The sequence below is a fragment of the Sphingomonas sp. R1 genome (assembly GCF_025960285.1).
GTDB lineage: Bacteria > Pseudomonadota > Alphaproteobacteria > Sphingomonadales > Sphingomonadaceae > Sphingomonas.
In genome coordinates, this window is sequence record NZ_CP110111.1 from 2,112,394 (window position 1) to 2,129,299 (window position 16,906).

Consider the following 16,906-nt stretch of genomic DNA (forward strand, 5'->3'; position numbering starts at 1 on the left):
TTGCGCCTATATGGCGGCCATGTCCGTACGACCCTGGCGCGATATCGTCCGGCGGCAAAGCCGTCAGATCATGGTGGGCAACGTGCCCGTTGGCGGCGATGCGCCGGTGACGGTGCAGACGATGACCAACACCGCCACCTCCGACGTGAAGGCGACGATCGACCAGATCCGCCGCTGCGAGGAGGCCGGCGCGGACATCATCCGCGTCTCCTGCCCGGACGTCGAGAGCACCGCCGCGCTCAAGCAGATCGTCCGCGCCGCGCGCGTGCCGATCGTCGCCGACATCCATTTCCACTATAAGCGAGCGTTGGAAGCCGCGGATGCCGGCGCCGCCTGCCTGCGCATCAACCCCGGGAATATCGGCTCGGCCGACCGGGTGAACGAAGTGGTGAACGCCGCCAAGGCCAACGGCGCCTCGATCCGCATCGGCGTCAATGCCGGCAGCCTCGAGAAGGACCTGCTGGAAAAATACGGGGAGCCGTGCCCCGAGGCGCTGGTGGAATCGGCGCTCGATCACATCAAGCTGCTGCAGGACCGGGACTTCCACCAGTTCAAGGTCGCGGTGAAGGCGAGCGACGTGTTTCTCGCGGTCGCCGCCTATCAGCAGCTGGCCGACGCCGTGGACTGCCCGCTGCACCTGGGTATCACCGAGGCTGGCGGCTTTGTCGGCGGCACGGTCAAGTCCGCGATCGGCATCGGCTCGCTGCTCTGGTTCGGCATCGGCGACACCATTCGGGTCAGTCTCTCGGCCGAACCCGAGGAGGAAGTGCGCGTCGGCTTCGAGATCCTCAAGGCGCTGGGCATCCGCAACCGCGGCGTCCGTGTCGTCTCCTGCCCCAGCTGCGCGCGCCAGGGCTTCGACGTGATCCGCACCGTGCAGGCGCTGGAGGAACGGCTCCAGCACATCCGCACGCCGCTGTCGCTCTCGGTGCTCGGCTGTGTGGTCAACGGCCCCGGCGAGGCGCGCGAGACGGACATCGGCCTGACGGGCGGTGGAAACGGCAAGCACATGGTCTATCTCTCGGGCCTGACCGACCACACGGTCGAGGATGCCGACATGCTCGATCACATCGTCAAGCTCGTGGAGGCCAAGGCGGCCGAGATCGAAGCCGCGAACGCCGAGCCGGCCCAAGCGGCCGAGTGAATCCCGAGCCCAATGCCGCGCTGATCGACGCGGGCGCGCTGGTGACGGGGCTGTTCGCCGCACGGCTGGCGCTGCTGTGGCGCAGCGATGCAACCGGCTGGCGCAACTGGGCGGCACGCTGGCTGCGCCGGGGCATGTGGGCGGCGTTGCTGGTGCCGACCCTCCGGCTGGCGGTGCTGGCATCAGCGGGGGGCGAGCGGATGCCGGTGATGCTCGCCGCAATGGTGGCGCTACCCGCCGCAGGGATGCTCCTCGCACTGGTGGATGCGGCGCTGGCCGAAGCCGTCGCGACGCAGAGTGCGGTGCGTCGTACGTAGGACATGGTTCATGTATGCTCAACGCCGGTTGGCATCGCGTTCAAGGGTATAGGCACCCGAAGTAAAGCGGGGAATACGCTTGCCTTCGCCACGCTGGCGAATTCTTGTACCGTTTGCATTTTCGCAACGTTTATTATTCGGTGAGGATACCGCTTGATGCCGTCCCCGGGGACGTTGATGTAGGCTACAGAAACGTTCCCATTCGTGAGAGACCTTACTACGATGATCCGACACATCGTCCGGGAGTTCATGCGTCGCGCTCCCTTCACGAGCGCCGGTCATTTGAGCGTGCCGCTTGCTCGGCAGGACGACCGGACAGGTTCCCGTATGTCGACGGGCGGGCGGCGCCAGGAGATGACGCTCGACGATCTCGATAGCGCAGCCCTGGATTTCCAGATCGGGAATTTGGACGGCTGGCATGGCCATGTACTTGCGCTCCCGAGTTGGTTTGAGCACTCGCAGTCTCCAACCTCGCAAGCGTTCCGCAATCAGATGCTTCGTCTGTGGAGCGCCATAACGGGACGAACGACATATAGCCCTGTCGAGCATGAAGACACACCGGAAATCGCGGACGCAGATGCCCTAGTTCGGCCTGCCTTTTATGCATCATCCGATCTCCACTACGCCGGTGCCCAAATCATCGCGATGGGCCACATAGTGATGCGCAGCGGTTTGGTCGCGGGTGATCGCGTGCTGGAATATGGCGCAGGGTTTGGCCAGACTGCTCTGGCGCTGGCTCGGCTTGGCGCCCACGTCGACACCGTCGACATCAATCCCGCCTTCTGCAAAGTAGTGAAGCGCTCCGCGGAACACTTCCTCGCATCGCTGACCCCGCATCAAGGGGAGTTCGGTTTAAATCCCGCCGGCAACGATAATGCTTATAAACTGGTCCTATTCTACGAAAGCTTTCACCACTGCTTTGACTTTTTCAGCCTTATCGAGAAGCTGCCATCACTGCTTGCGCCGGGCGGCAGGGTTATCCTGGCGGGCGAACCTATTTTTGACGAGCATTGTCCGGAGCTCCCTTACCCTTGGGGATTTAGGCTGGATTGGGAGAATGTCGCGGTTATGCGGCACCGTGGCTGGATGGAGCTTGGCTTCCAGCGGGAGTTCCTACTCGATCTGTTCGCACAGGCGGGCTTTACGTGTCGGGTGTATACCGACCCCAACTCGCACTGGGCAACCATCTACCAGTTCCAACAGGCATAGCGGAGGTCGGGCGCGAGGGGGCGATTTCCGCCATTCGGCTGCCCGCACGGGATCGCCGCTTGTCTGCACCGCCCCTCCGGTAGTCCTCACCGCGTCGGCACGGGTTCCGCACCGGTATAATCGTAGAAGCCGCGCTTGGTCTTGCGGCCGTACCAGCCGGCTTCGACATATTTCACCAGCAGCGGCGCGGGGCGGAACTTGGGGTCGCCAGTGCCTTCGAACAGCACGCGGGTGATCTCCAGGCAGGTGTCGAGCCCGATGAAGTCGGCCAACGTGAACGGGCCCATCGGGTGGTTGAGCCCCAGCTGGCAGGCCGCGTCGATATCGGGGATCGTTGCCACGCCCTCGCCGAGCGCGAAGCACGCCTCGTTGAGCATCGGCATCAGCACGCGGTTGACGATGAAGCCCGGCGCGTCATTGGCATGGACGATCCGCTTGCCCAGCGACTGGCCAAACGCTTCCACGGTGGCCACCGTCGCATCACTGGTGGCGAGGCCGCGGATCAGCTCGATCAGCCCCATCACCGGCACGGGATTGAAGAAGTGCACGCCCATGAAGCGGGCAGGGTCCGGCGCCGCCTGGGCGAGGCGGGTGATCGGGATCGACGAGGTGTTGCTGGCGAGGATCGCCTCGGCGCCCAGCGCCTTGCCCACCGTCTCGAAGATCTGGCGCTTGATCGCCTCCCGCTCGGTCGCGGCTTCGATCACCAGCTCGCAGGGCGCCATCGCGGCGAGATCCGAGATCGGCGTAATCCGTCCGAGCGCGGCCTCGGCATCGGCGGCGGTGATCTTTTCCTTCTCGACCGCCCGGCTCAGCTGCTTGGCGATGCCAGCCTTGCCCGCTTCGGCGCGCGCCTGATCGACGTCGGACAGCAGCACGGCATAGCCCGCCTGCGCCGACACCTGGGCGATCCCCGCCCCCATCTGGCCCGCACCGATCACGCCTACCGTCTTCATGTCCGTCTCCTGATTGCTTTGGCGGGTCTCCTACCGGCTCGTGCGCGTAAGGACCAGCCGCGCGATCATTCCTCGCCCTCGGGGTCATCGCGCGGCGTGTCGCGGCGGCGGCGGTCGGCATCGAGCCCGGGCGCAGGGATGCGCACGTTGCGCGGAATCGCGTCCCGTGCCTCGCCCTCGGGCACCAGCTCGCGCACCCGCCCGAGGTCGAGTTGCACCCCCTCCTCGTCGATCTGCACGCCGGCGCCGTTCAGCACCTCGTCCAGACCGACGGCATTCTCGTCGATGACGTTGTCCTCCTCCACCGGCGCGGGCGGCAGGGTAAGGCCGAGGGCGCGGACCATGAAGTCGCGCCAGATATGTGCCGGCAACCCGCCACCGGTCGCGCCCGACACCGGGCTGTTGTCGTCATTGCCGATCCACACGCCGACCACGAGGTCGCCCGCCCAGCCGACGAACAGCGCGTCGCGCCCATCCTGCGTCGTTCCGGTCTTCCCGAAGGCCGGCACCGGCAGCGCCGCCGCACGCGCCGTGCCGTTCTGCACGACGGTGCCCAACATCGAGCGCAGATCGTCGAGCAACCGCGGATCGAACCGGCTCGGTCCGCCCAGGCGGCGCGCCAGCCAGTCATCGGCGGACTCCTCCTCGTCCAGCCCGCGCGGGCGCACCGGATAGCTGCCATTGGCCACGGCGGCATAGGCGGCGGTCAGTTCGAGCAGCGAGCCGGTCGACGTGCCGAGCGCGATCGACGCGTCGTTGCCCAGGGGTGTCGATATGCCCAGATCGCGCGCCGCCTGCGTCACCCGGCCGACGCCCAGCTTCTGGATCAGCCGGGCGGCCACGACGTTGCTCGACTTGGCCATCGCCTGGCGCAGCGTGATCCGGCCGGCATAGCGGCCATCGCTGTTCGAGGGTTTCCAGTCACCGATCTGCACCGGCGTGTCGTCGACCATCGTGTCCGGGGTCATGCCCGAGCGCAGCGCGGCGAGGTAGACGAACAGTTTGAAGGCGGAGCCGGGCTGGCGCCGCGCCTGCGTCGCGCGATTGAACGGGCTGGCGGCATAGTTGCGCCCGCCGACCATCGCGACAATGCGTCCGTCCGGCCGCATCGCCACCAGCGCGACCTGCGCCTTGCCCAGGCCCGACGCCTTGATCACGCGCTCGGCCGCTGCCTGCAACCGGGTGTCCAGCGTCGTCGTCACGGTCTGCTCGGTAGCGACGCCGCCGGCCCGGTCCCGCGCCTCGGGCAGAACCCAATCGGCGAAATAGGTGCCGCTCGGCAGTTGCTCGTCGCGGTCCTGCACCCGGAGCACGGCCGGGCGCACGCGCCTCGCCTCCGCCGCCGTGATGAACCCGGCTTCCTGCATCGCGCCGATCACCAGCCGCTGCCGTTCGCGCGCGCCGTCCAGATTGCCGGTGGGCGCCAATCTGCTTGGCGCCTTGACCAGCCCGGCCAGCAGCGAGGCCTGGCTCAGCGTCAGCCGTTCGGGCGTGGTCGAGAAATAATGCTGGGCCGCGGCGCGCAGGCCGTAGACATTGTCGCCGAAATAGACGTTCGAGAGATAGCGCGAGAGGATCGCATCCTTGCTCAGCCATCCCTCCAACCAGAAGGCGATCAATACTTCCTGCGCCTTGCGTCCGAAGGTGCGGCGGGAGGTGAGGAACGCGTTCTTGGCAAGCTGCTGGGTGATCGTGCTGCCGCCCTGCGAGCCCCCGTCCGAGCTGATATTGTGGAACATCGCGCGGGCGATGCCGCGCGGATCGACGCCCCAATGGCTGTAGAAGCGACGGTCTTCGATCGCGATGAATGCCTGCGCGACATGATCGGGCAGCTTGGTGACGTCGACCGGCGCGCCGATCACCGCGCCGCGCCGCGCGATCGGCGTACCGTCGGCGGCAAGCAACGTGATCGACGGCGGTGCCGGCGGCCGCAGCGACTTTGACAGCGGCGCGGTGATCGCCAGCCAGGCGACCGCGGCGACGAACAGCAGGATGCAGACCGCAAGGCCGCGGATGATCCAGCGGCCCCAGCGGATCCCGCGTTTTGCCCCAGACGCAGGCGGCAGATCGTCGCCGCCGTCGAGGCCGCCGCGGGCACTTTGTCCGGGCCGGAAGGCACCGGCAGCGGCGGCGCTTTCGCCGGGCGTCATGCCGGGCCGCCAGATCGGCTCCCGCGTGTCGCGACGGCCCTGCGGGCGCCAGCCGTGGGGTTGCGCTACATCGTCGCCGGCGTCCTCGCGCCGCAACGGGAATCGACTGTCAGGAGAACCGGGCTCGCGCGCCATGTTCCCGCCTTAGCCGACTATCTGTGTTATCGCAATAACACACGAGGATATTCCGCCAGGACGCGCACCGCACGGACCCGACGATCGTCGTCGCGAACCCTCGCCGCGCTTTCAGCGTAGCGGGTTCAAGCCTCCAGCTCGATGTCCCAGTAGAGCCAGTCGCGCCAGGTTTCGTGGAGATGGTTGGGGGGGAAGCGCCGGCCATGCTCCTGGAGCTGCCAGCTCGTGGGCCGGATCGGCTGGATGTAGAGCGGCATGCCGGCCTGTTGAGGGGTGCGGCCACCCTTGCGCAGATTGCAGGGGGCGCAGGCCGTGGCGACATTTTCCCAGGTGGTGCGGCCGCCCTGGGCGCGGGGGATGACGTGGTCGAACGTTAGATCGCGATGCGATCCGCAATATTGGCACGCGAACTTGTCGCGAAGGAACAGATTGAACCGGGTGAAGGCAGGGAATTGCGAGGGACGAACATATTGCTTGAGCGCGATGACCGAAGGAAGCTTCAGCACCGCGCTGGGACTTCGCACCTCCCGCTCATAATAGGAAACGACGTCCACGCGGTCGAGGAAGATGGCCTTGATCGCGGTTTGCCAAGGCCAAACGCTCAGGGGATAATAGCTGAGCGGGGTGTAATCGGCGTTCAGCACGAGCGCCGGGCACCCATCCGGATGGCGGATCAGATCGGGATGGTACATGCAGAACCTCACCCTCGATTTCGGTGCCTCGCCTTTTGCGCAAAAGCGTGACGCCCACATGACAGCATATGCCGCGACTCGCGGTCAAGAGCCGGATTCATGGATATCCACACCCGATTTGCTCCCAGCCCCACCGGCCGACTTCATCTCGGCCACGCCTATTCCGCCCTGCGCGCGCATGACGCCGCCCGGGCAGAGGGCGGTCATTTCACCCTCCGCATCGAGGATATCGACGGCACGCGCTCGCGTCCCGAACATGTGGCAGCGATATTCGCGGATCTCGACTGGCTGGGGCTGACATGGGACGAACCGCCTACCTTCCAGTCGCAGCGCCTCGCCTTGTACCAAGACGCGCTCGACCGATTACGGGCGATGGGCCTGCTCTATCCGTGCTTTTGCACCCGTGCCGATATCGCCGCCAGCCTCTCGGCGCCCCACGGACCGGACGGCGCCCTGTATCCCGGCACCTGCCGCCACCAAAGGGATCCCGATCTCGCCCGGCCACATAGCTGGCGGCTGGACATGGCGCGCGCCGCCGAGCGCGCGGGCCCCCTTGTCTGGCAGGACGCGCATGCCGGTACGGTGATCGCCGATCCGCTGGCGCATGGCGACGTGATCCTCGCCCGCAAGGATGCCCCCGCCAGCTACCATCTCGCAGTAACGGTGGACGATGCCGCGCAGGGTATCAGCCATGTCGTGCGCGGGCGCGACCTGTTCACCGCAACCCATGTCCACCGGCTGCTCCAGGCACTGCTCGACCTGCCGACGCCCGCCTATCTGCACCACGACCTGCTCGCGGGGCCCGACGGCACCCGACTCGCCAAGCGGCATGGCGCACCGACGCTCGAATCGCTGCGGCTGGCGGGGCAAGACGGTCGTGCGCTCGCCGACGAACTGCGCAAAGGGGAAGTACCGATTGGCTTCGGCACCGTGGAGGCGTAGAACAGCACGATGATATTCCTCGCGATCCTGTTCCTTGCAGCGGTCCTGACGACGCTGTTCTTCCTGATCAAGGGGCTGGTCAACATGGCCGGCACTACCACGCAGGACCTGGAGGGGGATGGGCCAAGCGAGCGTGCGATCCGATCGAACAAGCTGATGCAGAAGCGCATCCTGTTCCAGGCGGTCGCGATCGGCCTCGCCGCCCTGATCCTGCTGATCGCCTCTGCCAAGAGCTGAGGCGAACGCGGTCGTTTCCTCCCGCGCGCCATCCCGGCCTCGCCGGGATGGCGGCTGGTGCAATGTGTCGGGACGCCGCCCTATCGGGCGCTGACCCGCCACACAGTGTTGCCGAGATCGTCGGCGATCAGCAGGGCGCCGGTCCTGTCGAGCCCCAGCGCGACCGGCCGCCCATGCGCCTTTTCGCCATCGACGAAGCCGGTGACAACGTCCACCGCCTTGCCGGCAGGCCGTCCCTGCGAGAACGGGACGTAGATCACCTTGTAACCGTTGAGATGGCCGCGATCCCAGCTGCCATGCTCGCCGATGAACGCACCGGAGCGCCACTGTGCGGGCAGCCCGGCGGCCGAGGTGGAGAATACCAATCCCAGGGGGGCCACGTGGCTGCTGAGGCTGTAGTCGGGCTTGATCGCCTTGGCGACGAGGTCGGGACGCTGCGGCTTCACCCGCGGATCGACGTTCTGGCCCCAATAGCTGTACGGCCAGCCATAAAAGCCGCCGTCCCGTACCGAGGTCAGATAGTCCGGCACGAGGTCGGGCCCCAGCTCGTCGCGCTCGTTCACGACGGTCCACAGCGTGTTGGTCAGCGGCTCGAACTGCAGGCCGTTCGGATTGCGCAGCCCGGTGCCGTAAAGCCGATAGGCGCCGCTGGCACGATCGACCTCCCAGATCGCTGCGCGGCCCCGCTCGGCATCCATGCCGTTCTCGGTGATGTTGCTGTTGGACCCGACGCCGACATAGAGCTTGCTGCCGTCAGGGCTCGCGACGAGACTTTTGGTCCAGTGATGGTCGATCGGTCCGCCGGGCAGGTCCAGCAGCCGGGTGCCGGGCGCGGTGATGCGCGTCTGGCCGGTCTGATAGGGGAAGCGCAGGATCGCATCGGTATTGGCGACGTAAAGATCGCCGCCCACCAGTGCCACGCCAAAGGGCGAGTTCAGCCCGGTGATGAACTTGGTCTTTAGTTCCGGCACCCCGTCGCCATCGGCGTCGCGTAGCAGCAGGATGTCCATGCCCGCCTTGCCGCCGCCATGGGCGTGCGCCTGGATCAGGTTCATCACCACGTCCTTCGGGCGATGAATCGGTTCGGACGGGCCGTCGGTTTCCACGACGAGCACATCGCCGTTGGGCAAGGTGTAGACGGATCGCGGCTTGGCAAGCCCGGTGGCGAACGCCTGCACCTTGAGACCGGCCGGCACCTTCGGCATCGCGTTCCCCCAGGGGCTGGGCGGCACCACGTGCATCGGCGGGACGAGATATTGCTGGATCGCCGGCAACTTCGGATCGGCACCGATCTGCTGGCTGGTATCGCCACCCTTGCTGGCGCACCCGGCGAGCGCGAGCGTGGCGCTCGCGGCTAAAAACAGCGCGCGCATCAGCGTACTCCTTCAAAACGGCTTTGACGCAGCAGGATCGCGCCGAGCGCCGAGCCGGCGGTCAGAACCAGAACGGTGAGCACGGACAGGATCAGACCTGCCGGCATTGCCCCGTAGGCGTCGCGGGAATGGATGAAATTGTTGAGCAGCGCCAGCAGCATGGCAACGGCATAGGCAATCGCATAGGGCAGGAGCAGGCGGTTGGCCCGCACCGCGGGACGCAGCAGATCGACGATGCCGACGATCGCGCCCAATGCTCCGAGCACCATGCCCCCGGCGAGCAGCCAGTCGGCGAAATTCTTCCAGGCGATGTCGTAGGTGCGGACATAGGCGATGTCTGCCACCATCGCGGCGAGGAAGCAGAGGAAAGGCAGACCGAGCACGATCGGGTGCAGCGGCATGCCATAGGATCGGGTACGAAGCGGGACGGGATCGAGCATGGGACGTCTCCCCAGACGAGGCAGGCCCTTCGAACGGTCGCGCTTTCAAGGGGTTCCGTCGCTTCCCCTGAGGCCTCTAGCCGCGGTGCGAGGTTCGCCCTAGGCTATCGCACCATGGTCAAGCTGAACAAGATCTACACCCGCACCGGCGATGCCGGAACCACTGGCCTTGCCGACGGCTCGCGCGTCTCCAAGGCCTCCGCCCGGTTGGAAGCGATCGGCGATGTCGACGAGGCGAACAGCGCGATCGGCGTTGCGCGCACCACGCTGGCAGCCGGCGATCCGCTCGATGCCACGCTTGCCCGGATTCAGAACGACCTGTTCGATCTCGGCGCCGATCTTGCCACCCCGGGCGACCGCGAAGGCGCGCTGCGGATCACGCCGCAGCAGATCGAATGGCTGGAAAGTGCGATTGACGATCTCAACGCCGCGCTGGCGCCGCTCAACAGCTTCGTGCTGCCCGGCGGCAGCCCGGCGGCTGCGGCCGTGCATCTGGCGCGCGCGATTACCCGCCGAGCCGAGCGCGCCGCGGTGGCCGCCAATGATCAGGGCACGCTGAGCAGCAACGCACTCGTCTATCTCAATAGACTTTCAGATTTTTTGTTCGTGGCGGCGCGTCACTTGAACCAAAACGGCGACAACGACGTTCTGTGGGTGCCTGGGGGGCCGCGCAACCAATAGCTCTCGACCCCCGCATCCCACCGTATGGGTTGCCCCGGAGACGGGCTCGCGGTAGGAGAACATTGTGAGAACGAAGCCGGTCACCGCCATGGCGCCTGACGCCCTTGCCAGCCGGTTCCTCGCCGTGCGGAGCCTGAGCTCCGCGCTGGCTTCCACATTGTCCGACGCGGATGCGACGCTCCAGTCGATGGACGATGCCTCCCCGGTGAAATGGCATCTCGCGCACACCACCTGGTTCTTCGAGACCTTCGTGCTTCGCGACCATGTCACCGGCTATCGGTTGTTCGACGATCGCTGGCCGTTCCTGTTCAACAGCTATTACGAGGCGGAGGGGCAGCGCCACGCCCGCCCCCGCCGCGGCATGCTCTCGCGCCCCACGCTGGACGAGGTCCACGAATATCGCGCAGCGGTCGATACCGCGCTGCTTGCCGTGCTGCCCGATCTGCCGGGAGCCGCGCTCAACCTGGTGGCGTTGGGCTGCCAGCACGAGCAGCAGCATCAGGAACTGCTGCTGACCGACATTCTCCACCATTTCTCGGTCAACCCGCTCGAACCCGCCGTCTGGCCCGGTGCCGCCAAGGTGCCGGTCGCGATGCCGGGCCCGATCGGCTGGATCGAGGGTCGCACCGGGGAGGTTTCGGTGGGGTACGGCGGCGCGGCGGGCTTTGCCTTTGATTGCGAGGGCCCGCAGCATCGTACGCTGCTCCACCCCCATGCGCTGGCAGATCGCACCATCACCAACGGCGAATGGGCCGCCTTCGTGGCCGATGGCGGCTATGCGGATGCGCGCCACTGGCTGTCGGACGGTTGGGCCTGGGTACAGGCCAACGACATAACCGCGCCACTCTATTGGCAGGACATCGACGGCGTCTGGACGCGCTTCGGCCTGGACGGCCGCCGCCCGATCGACCCCGCCGCGCCGGTCACGCATGTCAGCTTCTTCGAGGCCGATGCCTATGCGAGCTGGGCCGGCGCGCGGCTGCCGACCGAGTTCGAATGGGAAGCGGCGGCATGCGAAGCGGATCCGCTGGGCGGCAACCAGCTCGATGCCGCCGGGCCGGTGGAGCCGCGCCCGTCCCCCGGCGGGCCTGCCTGGTTCGGCGATGTGTGGGAATGGACGGGCAGCGCCTATCGGCCCTATCCCGGATTCCACGCGGCGGAAGGCGCCGTCGGCGAATATAACGGCAAGTTCATGAGCGGGCAGTTCGTGCTGCGCGGCGGCAGCTGCGCCACCCCGCGCGGTCATGCCCGCGCCAGCTACCGCAACTTCTTTTATCCCCATCAACGCTGGCAGTTCACCGGCGTGCGTCTGGCGAAGGACCTCTGATGCTCAAGCAGGAACTCGAAGACGGCCAGGCCAGCCTTGCCGACCCCCATTTCCGCGCCGATGTACTGACCGGCCTTGCCGCCAGCCCGCGCGCGATCCCCGCCCGCTGGTTCTACGATCGCCGCGGCTCGGAGCTGTTCGAGGAAATCACCGAGCTCCCCGAATATTACCCGACCCGCACCGAAACCGCGCTGCTGGAATCGATAGCGGGTGATCTCGGCGATCTCGCCGCGCCTAATGCCGCAGTGGTGGAATTTGGCTCGGGTTCGTCGGTAAAGACGCCGCGGCTGCTCCGCGCGATCGAGCCCGCCGCCTATGTGCCGATCGATATCTCGGGCGAGTTTCTGCGGCATTCCGCCGCCCAACTCTCCCAGGCCTTTCCGGGCCTGCCGGTCTATCCGGTCGAGGCGGATTTCCTTCGTCCGGTGCCGCTGCCCGAACAGGTCGCGAAGATGCCGAAGCTCGGGTTCTTCCCCGGTTCGACCATTGGCAACATGAACGCCTGGCACGCAGTCGACCTGCTGCGCGCTATGCGCGAATGGCTGGGCGAAGGCGCGCGGCTGCTGATCGGCATGGACCGGGTAAAGTCGCCCGATATCCTCGTTCCCGCCTATGACGATGCAGCCGGCGTCACGGCGGCGTTCAACCTCAACCTGCTCGAGCGGATCAACCGCGAGCTGGACGGCACGATCCCGGTCGACGCCTTTCGCCACCGCGCGATCTGGAATGCCGATTTTGCGCGGATCGAGATGCATCTGGAGGCGCAGCGCGACGTGGACTTCACGGTCGACGGTCGCCCCTTCGCGATGGCCGCAGGCGAGACGATCCACACCGAGAACAGCCACAAATACGGTCCCAACGGCGCGCGCCAGCTGCTTCGCTCGGGCGGCTGGACGCCGATCGAGCAATGGACCGACGAGAAGGACTGGTTCGCGCTGATCCTCTGCGAAGCCCAGCCGCTGCGCCGGGCGCCGTAGGAGACCGTTGACCGGGCGTGTGCCAGGCCGCAAGGGTCTGGCCATGCGCTTCTTTTCGGACAATGCCGCCGCCGTCTGCCCGCCCGTGCTTCAGGCGCTGGTCGACGCCAACACGCTGGATACCGCCTATGACGGCGATGCCTGGTCGAAACGGCTCGACAGCGCCTTTTCCGACCTGTTCGAAACCCAGGTGCGCGCCTTGTGGGTGCCCACCGGCACCGCAGCCAATTGCCTGGCGCTCACCGCGCTGTGCGCGCCGCATGGCGGCATCGTCTGCCACCGCGATGCGCATATCAACTGCGACGAGGGCGGCGCCCCCGAATTCTATACGCACGGCGCGAAGCTGCTGACCGCGACCGGCCCCGGCGCCAAGCTGACGCCCGAGGCGATCCACGCGGTGATCGACCCGATCCGCAACGACGTGCATCAGGTGCAGCCGCACGCAATCTCGATCACCAACGCCACCGAATATGGTCTTGTCTATACGCCGGACGAGGTCGCGGCGATCGGCGCGCTGGCGAAGGCCCGCAAGCTCGGCCTGCACATGGACGGTGCACGCTTCGCCAATGCCGTCGCCCACCTCGGCTGCCATCCGGGCGACGTCACCTGGCGCGCGGGTGTCGACGCGCTCAGCTTCGGCTTCGTCAAGAACGGGGGCATGAGCGCCGAGGCGCTGGTCTTCTTCCGCCCCGAGCTCGCGGACGTGACGCTCTACCGTCGCAAGCGCGCCGGGCTGCTCTTCTCCAAAGGCCGCTATCTCGCCGCGCAGTTGCTGGCGATGCTCGAGAACGACGTCTGGCGCATTAATGCCCGCGCCGCCAATGCCGGTGCGCGGTTGCTGGCCGAGGCGGCGGGCGACCGGCTGGTCCATCCGGTTCAGGCCAATGAGGTGTTCCTCAGGGCCAGCCCCGAGGAAGCCGCGCGCCTGCGGGCACTGGGCTTCGACTTTTACGACTGGGCCGAAGGCGAGGTGCGGCTGGTGACCAGCTGGGACCAGGCAGAAGCCGCGATCCGCCCCCTGGCCGAGGCGATTGCCGCGCTGTGATCGGCGCGCAACCGCCCCGCTCCACCCGTCTCACGGTGCTGATCCCGTTCCTTCTGGTCACGCTGATCTGGGGATCGACCTGGCTCGTCATCAAGGACCAGCTGGCGGTGGTGCCGCCCAGCTGGTCGGTCAGCTACCGCTTCCTCGTGGCGGGCGTGACGACGCTCGTCTGGGCAGCCTCGCGCCGCGACCGGCTTTGGCTCGATGCGCGCGGGTTCGCCTTTGCCGGCGCGCTGGGCCTCGCCCAGTTCGTGCTCAACTTCAACTTCGTCTACCGGGCCGAGGCGCATGTCACCTCGGGCGTGGTCGCGGTGGTCTATGCCTTGCTGCTGGTGCCCAATGCGATCCTGGCGCGCATCTTCCTGGGCCAGCGGATGGGCCGGCAGCTGCTGATCGGCTCGGTCGTGGCGATGGCGGGCGTTGCGCTGCTGTTCCTCCACGAGGCGCGGCTCAATCCGGTGGGTCCGCACGCGGCGCTGATCGGCATCGGTATCGCGCTGGCGGGTGTGCTCTCGGCCTCGGTAGCGAACGTGATGCAGGCCACCGGCACGGCCAAGGCCTATCCGATGGCAAGCACGCTCGGCTGGGCGATGCTGATCGGCTCGGCGCTCGATGCAAGCTTCGCGCTCGCCACGGTGGGCCCACCCGTGATCGAGACACGGCCCGCCTATCTGCTCGGTATCCTCTATCTGGGCGTGATTGGCTCCTCGATCACCTTCACCCTCTATTTCCAGCTCATCCGCACCATCGGCCCGGCGAAGGCGGCCTATACCAGCGTGCTGATCCCGGTGATCGCGATGCTGCTGTCGACGCTGTTCGAGGGTTATCGCTGGTCACTGCTGGCGGTAGGTGGCGGGACGCTGGTGCTGGTCGGGCTCGTGCTGGCCTTGAGGGCGCGCAGGCCCAACCGGTAATCACCATAGCGCGGCCGCCAGCCGAGCACCCGCTTCGCCTTGCCGTTTGCGACGCGCCGGTTCTCGGCATAAAAGGCGCGCGAGGCGGGGCTGAGGTCCACCTCGTCGGGCGTCACGGCCGGTCCGGGATCGATGCCGAGCAATTCGGCGGCATAGGCAAGCACCTCGGCCTGTGGCGCCGGCAGGTCGTCGGCGAGATTATAGGCTCCTGCCGGCGCGTCGAAGGCCGCGATCACCCCCGCCACCAGATCGTCGACATGCACCCGGCTGAACACCTGGCCGGGGAAGAACACCCGAACCGCTCCCGCCGCCATCCGTTCCAGCGCGGAGCGCTCCGGACCGTAGATGCCCGGCAAGCGGAATACATGGGCCCTGGGCAGACCCAGCCAGCCGCGATCCGCGTCCAGCCGACCACCCCGGCGGCCCCGTAACGGAGCGCTTTCGTCCACCCAGCCGCCGCCGGTATCGCCATAGACGCCGGTGGAGGAGAGATAGCCGAGCCACTTGCCGCTCCCCGCGAGATCGGCACCATAGACCGCCAGCACCGGATCCGCCTCGCCCGGCGGGATGCTGGAGAGGATATGCGTCGCCGCCGCGATCGCCGCGCGGATGCGGTCGCCATCGCCGAACGTCGTGCGGGTAACCGTCTCCACCCTGCCGCCCCCGGCCTCCACCGCCGACAGCAGCCGCGAGGCAGTATAGCCGGGGCCGAAGACCAGCAGGCGCACCCCGTTCACTGCGCGCCCGCGCCTCCGAACAGCGTGCCGAAGAAGTCGCCCTTGTTCCAGCTCGGCCGCGCATCGCCATTCGCCAGCGCCTGCACGGTCGAAAGGCCGACATGCTTGTACTTCACCGCCGAGTCCCAGTTGAACGGCAAATCGATCTGGTCGGAGGGCTTGTGATAATTCTCGTCGAGGAATTTCCGCGCCGCGACGGCACCGGTGCCACCAGGGCCGGTATCGATCGACACCGCCGGGATGCCGGCCTGCACGAAGCTGTAATGGTCCGAACGGACGAAGAAATTCTCCTGCGGCTCGGGATCGGGTACCACGCCCAGCCCCTCGGCCTTGGCGGCCGCCGCGACCGCCTGGCCGATGCTCGAACGCTCGCCGCCCAGCACCACCAGGTCGACCAGCGGATAGGTGAGGATCGGCATGTCGAAGTTCACGTCGGCGACGATCGATCCCTTGGGGACCGTGGGGTTGTGCGCGAAATAGGCGGACCCGAACAGGCCCTCCTCCTCTGCCGCAAGCGCCACGAACACCAGGGTACGGCGCGGCCGTTTGCCGCTTTCCTGGATCGACTTGGCGATCTCCAGCAGCATCGACACGCCGACTGCATTGTCCATCGCGCCGTTGTAGATCGCGTCGCCCTTCACCGCCGTGCCGACGCCGACATGATCAAGATGCGCGGAAAGGACGATCACCTGGTCCTTCAGCGCGGGATCGCTGCCCTCGATCATGCCAAGGACGTTGCGCGTCTCCTTGGTGGTGAAGCTGGTCTTGCCGCTCACGCTCAGCGTGCCGGTCAGCGCACCGGTCGGCATCGCACCGCCGCGCTGTTCCGCAGCGGCGATGTCGGCCAGCCGAATCCGCGAACCCGCGAACAGCTTGGGCGCACCCGCCGCCGTGATAAGACCGATGCTCATCGTCGGCGCCTGGCGGATATCCGTGCCGGCGGGGCCCAGCCAGCGCATGCTAGGAAAGTCATGTGCCGCCTCCAGCTTCATCCCTTTCGGAAGCTGCGCGGTGAGCGCCGGCGTCTCGAGGAAGAGCACGGCCGCCGCGCCACGCGCCGCTGCGAGCCGAGCGCGCTCCCGAATGTCGCCGACATAGGCCTGCACTTCGGTCGGCAGCCCCTTGGGCGTGCTGGTCACCAGCACCACGATCTTCCCGCGGGGATCCAGCCCGCGATAGTCGTCCCGCCCGTGCTGCGGATCGACGATGCCATAGCCCGCGAAGACCATGCTGCCTTGCGCGGTGAAATCGGGCAGGTGGGTCGGCGCGCTCACGAAATCGCTGCCGAAGGCAAGCGGCAGGTCCTTGCCGTCGCGGCGCAGCGTCCAGCTAGGCTTGTCGGTCGCGCGGAAGGTGCCCAGGCGGAAAGGCTGGAACCAGCCGCCCGCCCCGCCCGGCTTCAGCCCGATCGCCAGCATCTGCGCGGCGACATATTCCGACGCCACCTCATAATCGCGGGTGCCGACCTCGCGCCCGCGCAGGGCGTCGGAGGCGAGGAACTGGACGTGCGCCTTCAGTGCCGCCTGCTCCGCGGTCAGCGGTGGTGGCGGCAGCGCCTGCTGCGCGGCGACCGGCGCCGCGATCGCCAAGGATAAAGCAAGCAGTCCTGCAAAACGCATGTCCATTCCCC

At 67.1% G+C, this 16,906-nt stretch carries 17 protein-coding genes; 10 read left to right on the plus strand and 7 right to left on the minus strand.

Annotated elements, in window-relative coordinates; genetic code table 11:
- Window positions 1-19: 19 nt before the first annotated feature.
- The 3 genes from ispG (at window position 20) to OIM94_RS10280 (ending at window position 2,670) form a co-directional block, all read left to right on the plus strand.
- Window positions 20-1,144 (plus strand): flavodoxin-dependent (E)-4-hydroxy-3-methylbut-2-enyl-diphosphate synthase, encoded by a 1,125-nt coding sequence (gene ispG / locus OIM94_RS10270; protein ID WP_264606637.1) that lies wholly within the window; start codon window positions 20-22, stop codon window positions 1,142-1,144.
- Complete coding sequence (locus tag OIM94_RS10275; protein ID WP_264606638.1) at window positions 1,141-1,461, plus strand: hypothetical protein; 321 nt, start codon at window positions 1,141-1,143, stop codon at window positions 1,459-1,461. Before ispG ends, OIM94_RS10275 begins: the two co-directional genes overlap by 4 nt.
- A gap of 222 nt (window positions 1,462-1,683) precedes the next feature.
- Window positions 1,684-2,670, plus strand: coding sequence for a class I SAM-dependent methyltransferase (locus OIM94_RS10280; protein ID WP_264606639.1), 987 nt, complete (start codon window positions 1,684-1,686; stop codon window positions 2,668-2,670).
- 86 nt (window positions 2,671-2,756) lie between these two features.
- On the opposite strand, the gene OIM94_RS10285 is transcribed toward OIM94_RS10280, so the two are convergent.
- The 3 genes from OIM94_RS10285 to OIM94_RS10295 form a co-directional block, all read right to left on the minus strand.
- Window positions 2,757-3,626 (minus strand): 3-hydroxyacyl-CoA dehydrogenase NAD-binding domain-containing protein, encoded by an 870-nt coding sequence (locus tag OIM94_RS10285; RefSeq protein ID WP_264606640.1) that lies wholly within the window; start codon window positions 3,624-3,626, stop codon window positions 2,757-2,759.
- A gap of 65 nt (window positions 3,627-3,691) precedes the next feature.
- Entirely contained in the window at window positions 3,692-5,911 is a 2,220-nt protein-coding gene (locus OIM94_RS10290; RefSeq protein WP_264606642.1) for a transglycosylase domain-containing protein, read from the minus strand.
- 125 nt (window positions 5,912-6,036) lie between these two features.
- On the minus strand, window positions 6,037-6,603 hold the full coding sequence (locus OIM94_RS10295) for an HNH endonuclease (RefSeq protein WP_264606643.1): 567 nt from the start codon (window positions 6,601-6,603) through the stop codon (window positions 6,037-6,039).
- 99 nt (window positions 6,604-6,702) lie between these two features.
- Between OIM94_RS10295 and gluQRS the strand changes: the two genes are divergently transcribed.
- Together gluQRS and OIM94_RS10305 are read left to right on the plus strand one after the other, a co-directional pair.
- Entirely contained in the window at window positions 6,703-7,545 is an 843-nt protein-coding gene (gluQRS, locus tag OIM94_RS10300; protein ID WP_264606644.1) for a tRNA glutamyl-Q(34) synthetase GluQRS, read from the plus strand.
- 9 nt (window positions 7,546-7,554) lie between these two features.
- On the plus strand, window positions 7,555-7,782 hold the full coding sequence (locus OIM94_RS10305; protein WP_264606645.1) for an HIG1 domain-containing protein: 228 nt from the start codon (window positions 7,555-7,557) through the stop codon (window positions 7,780-7,782).
- A gap of 80 nt (window positions 7,783-7,862) precedes the next feature.
- Here the strand turns inward: OIM94_RS10305 and OIM94_RS10310 are convergent, their stop codons facing one another.
- On the minus strand, window positions 7,863-9,155 hold the full coding sequence (locus OIM94_RS10310) for a PQQ-dependent sugar dehydrogenase (RefSeq protein WP_264606646.1): 1,293 nt from the start codon (window positions 9,153-9,155) through the stop codon (window positions 7,863-7,865).
- Complete coding sequence (locus OIM94_RS10315; RefSeq protein ID WP_264606647.1) at window positions 9,155-9,595, minus strand: DUF2231 domain-containing protein; 441 nt, start codon at window positions 9,593-9,595, stop codon at window positions 9,155-9,157. Before OIM94_RS10315 ends, OIM94_RS10310 begins: the two co-directional genes overlap by 1 nt.
- Window positions 9,596-9,709: 114 nt before the next feature.
- Here OIM94_RS10315 and OIM94_RS10320 point away from each other — a divergent pair, with 114 nt between their 5' ends.
- The 5 genes from OIM94_RS10320 (at window position 9,710) to OIM94_RS10340 (ending at window position 14,539) form a co-directional block, all read left to right on the plus strand.
- Window positions 9,710-10,276, plus strand: coding sequence for a cob(I)yrinic acid a,c-diamide adenosyltransferase (locus OIM94_RS10320; protein WP_264606648.1), 567 nt, complete (start codon window positions 9,710-9,712; stop codon window positions 10,274-10,276).
- Window positions 10,277-10,364: 88 nt separating this feature from the next.
- Window positions 10,365-11,603 (plus strand): ergothioneine biosynthesis protein EgtB, encoded by a 1,239-nt coding sequence (gene egtB / locus OIM94_RS10325; protein ID WP_264609881.1) that lies wholly within the window; start codon window positions 10,365-10,367, stop codon window positions 11,601-11,603.
- A complete protein-coding gene (gene egtD / locus OIM94_RS10330; protein WP_264606649.1) occupies window positions 11,603-12,580 on the plus strand; it encodes an L-histidine N(alpha)-methyltransferase in 978 nt (325 codons plus the stop codon). The genes egtB and egtD overlap by 1 nt, the downstream gene beginning before the upstream one ends.
- A 43-nt stretch (window positions 12,581-12,623) precedes the next feature.
- Window positions 12,624-13,625, plus strand: a complete 1,002-nt coding sequence (locus OIM94_RS10335) for a threonine aldolase family protein (protein ID WP_264606650.1) — start codon at window positions 12,624-12,626, stop codon at window positions 13,623-13,625.
- Window positions 13,622-14,539 (plus strand): DMT family transporter, encoded by a 918-nt coding sequence (locus OIM94_RS10340; protein WP_264606651.1) that lies wholly within the window; start codon window positions 13,622-13,624, stop codon window positions 14,537-14,539. Before OIM94_RS10335 ends, OIM94_RS10340 begins: the two co-directional genes overlap by 4 nt.
- On the opposite strand, the gene OIM94_RS10345 is transcribed toward OIM94_RS10340, so the two are convergent.
- Window positions 14,449-15,276 carry an NAD(P)-dependent oxidoreductase gene (locus tag OIM94_RS10345; RefSeq protein WP_264606652.1) on the minus strand — a complete coding sequence of 276 codons (828 nt, stop codon included), beginning with the start codon at window positions 15,274-15,276 and terminating at the stop codon, window positions 14,449-14,451. The two genes, OIM94_RS10340 and OIM94_RS10345, sit on opposite strands and share 91 nt — an antisense overlap.
- Complete coding sequence (locus OIM94_RS10350; RefSeq protein ID WP_264606653.1) at window positions 15,273-16,895, minus strand: M20/M25/M40 family metallo-hydrolase; 1,623 nt, start codon at window positions 16,893-16,895, stop codon at window positions 15,273-15,275. Before OIM94_RS10350 ends, OIM94_RS10345 begins: the two co-directional genes overlap by 4 nt.
- Window positions 16,896-16,906 lie beyond the last annotated feature (11 nt).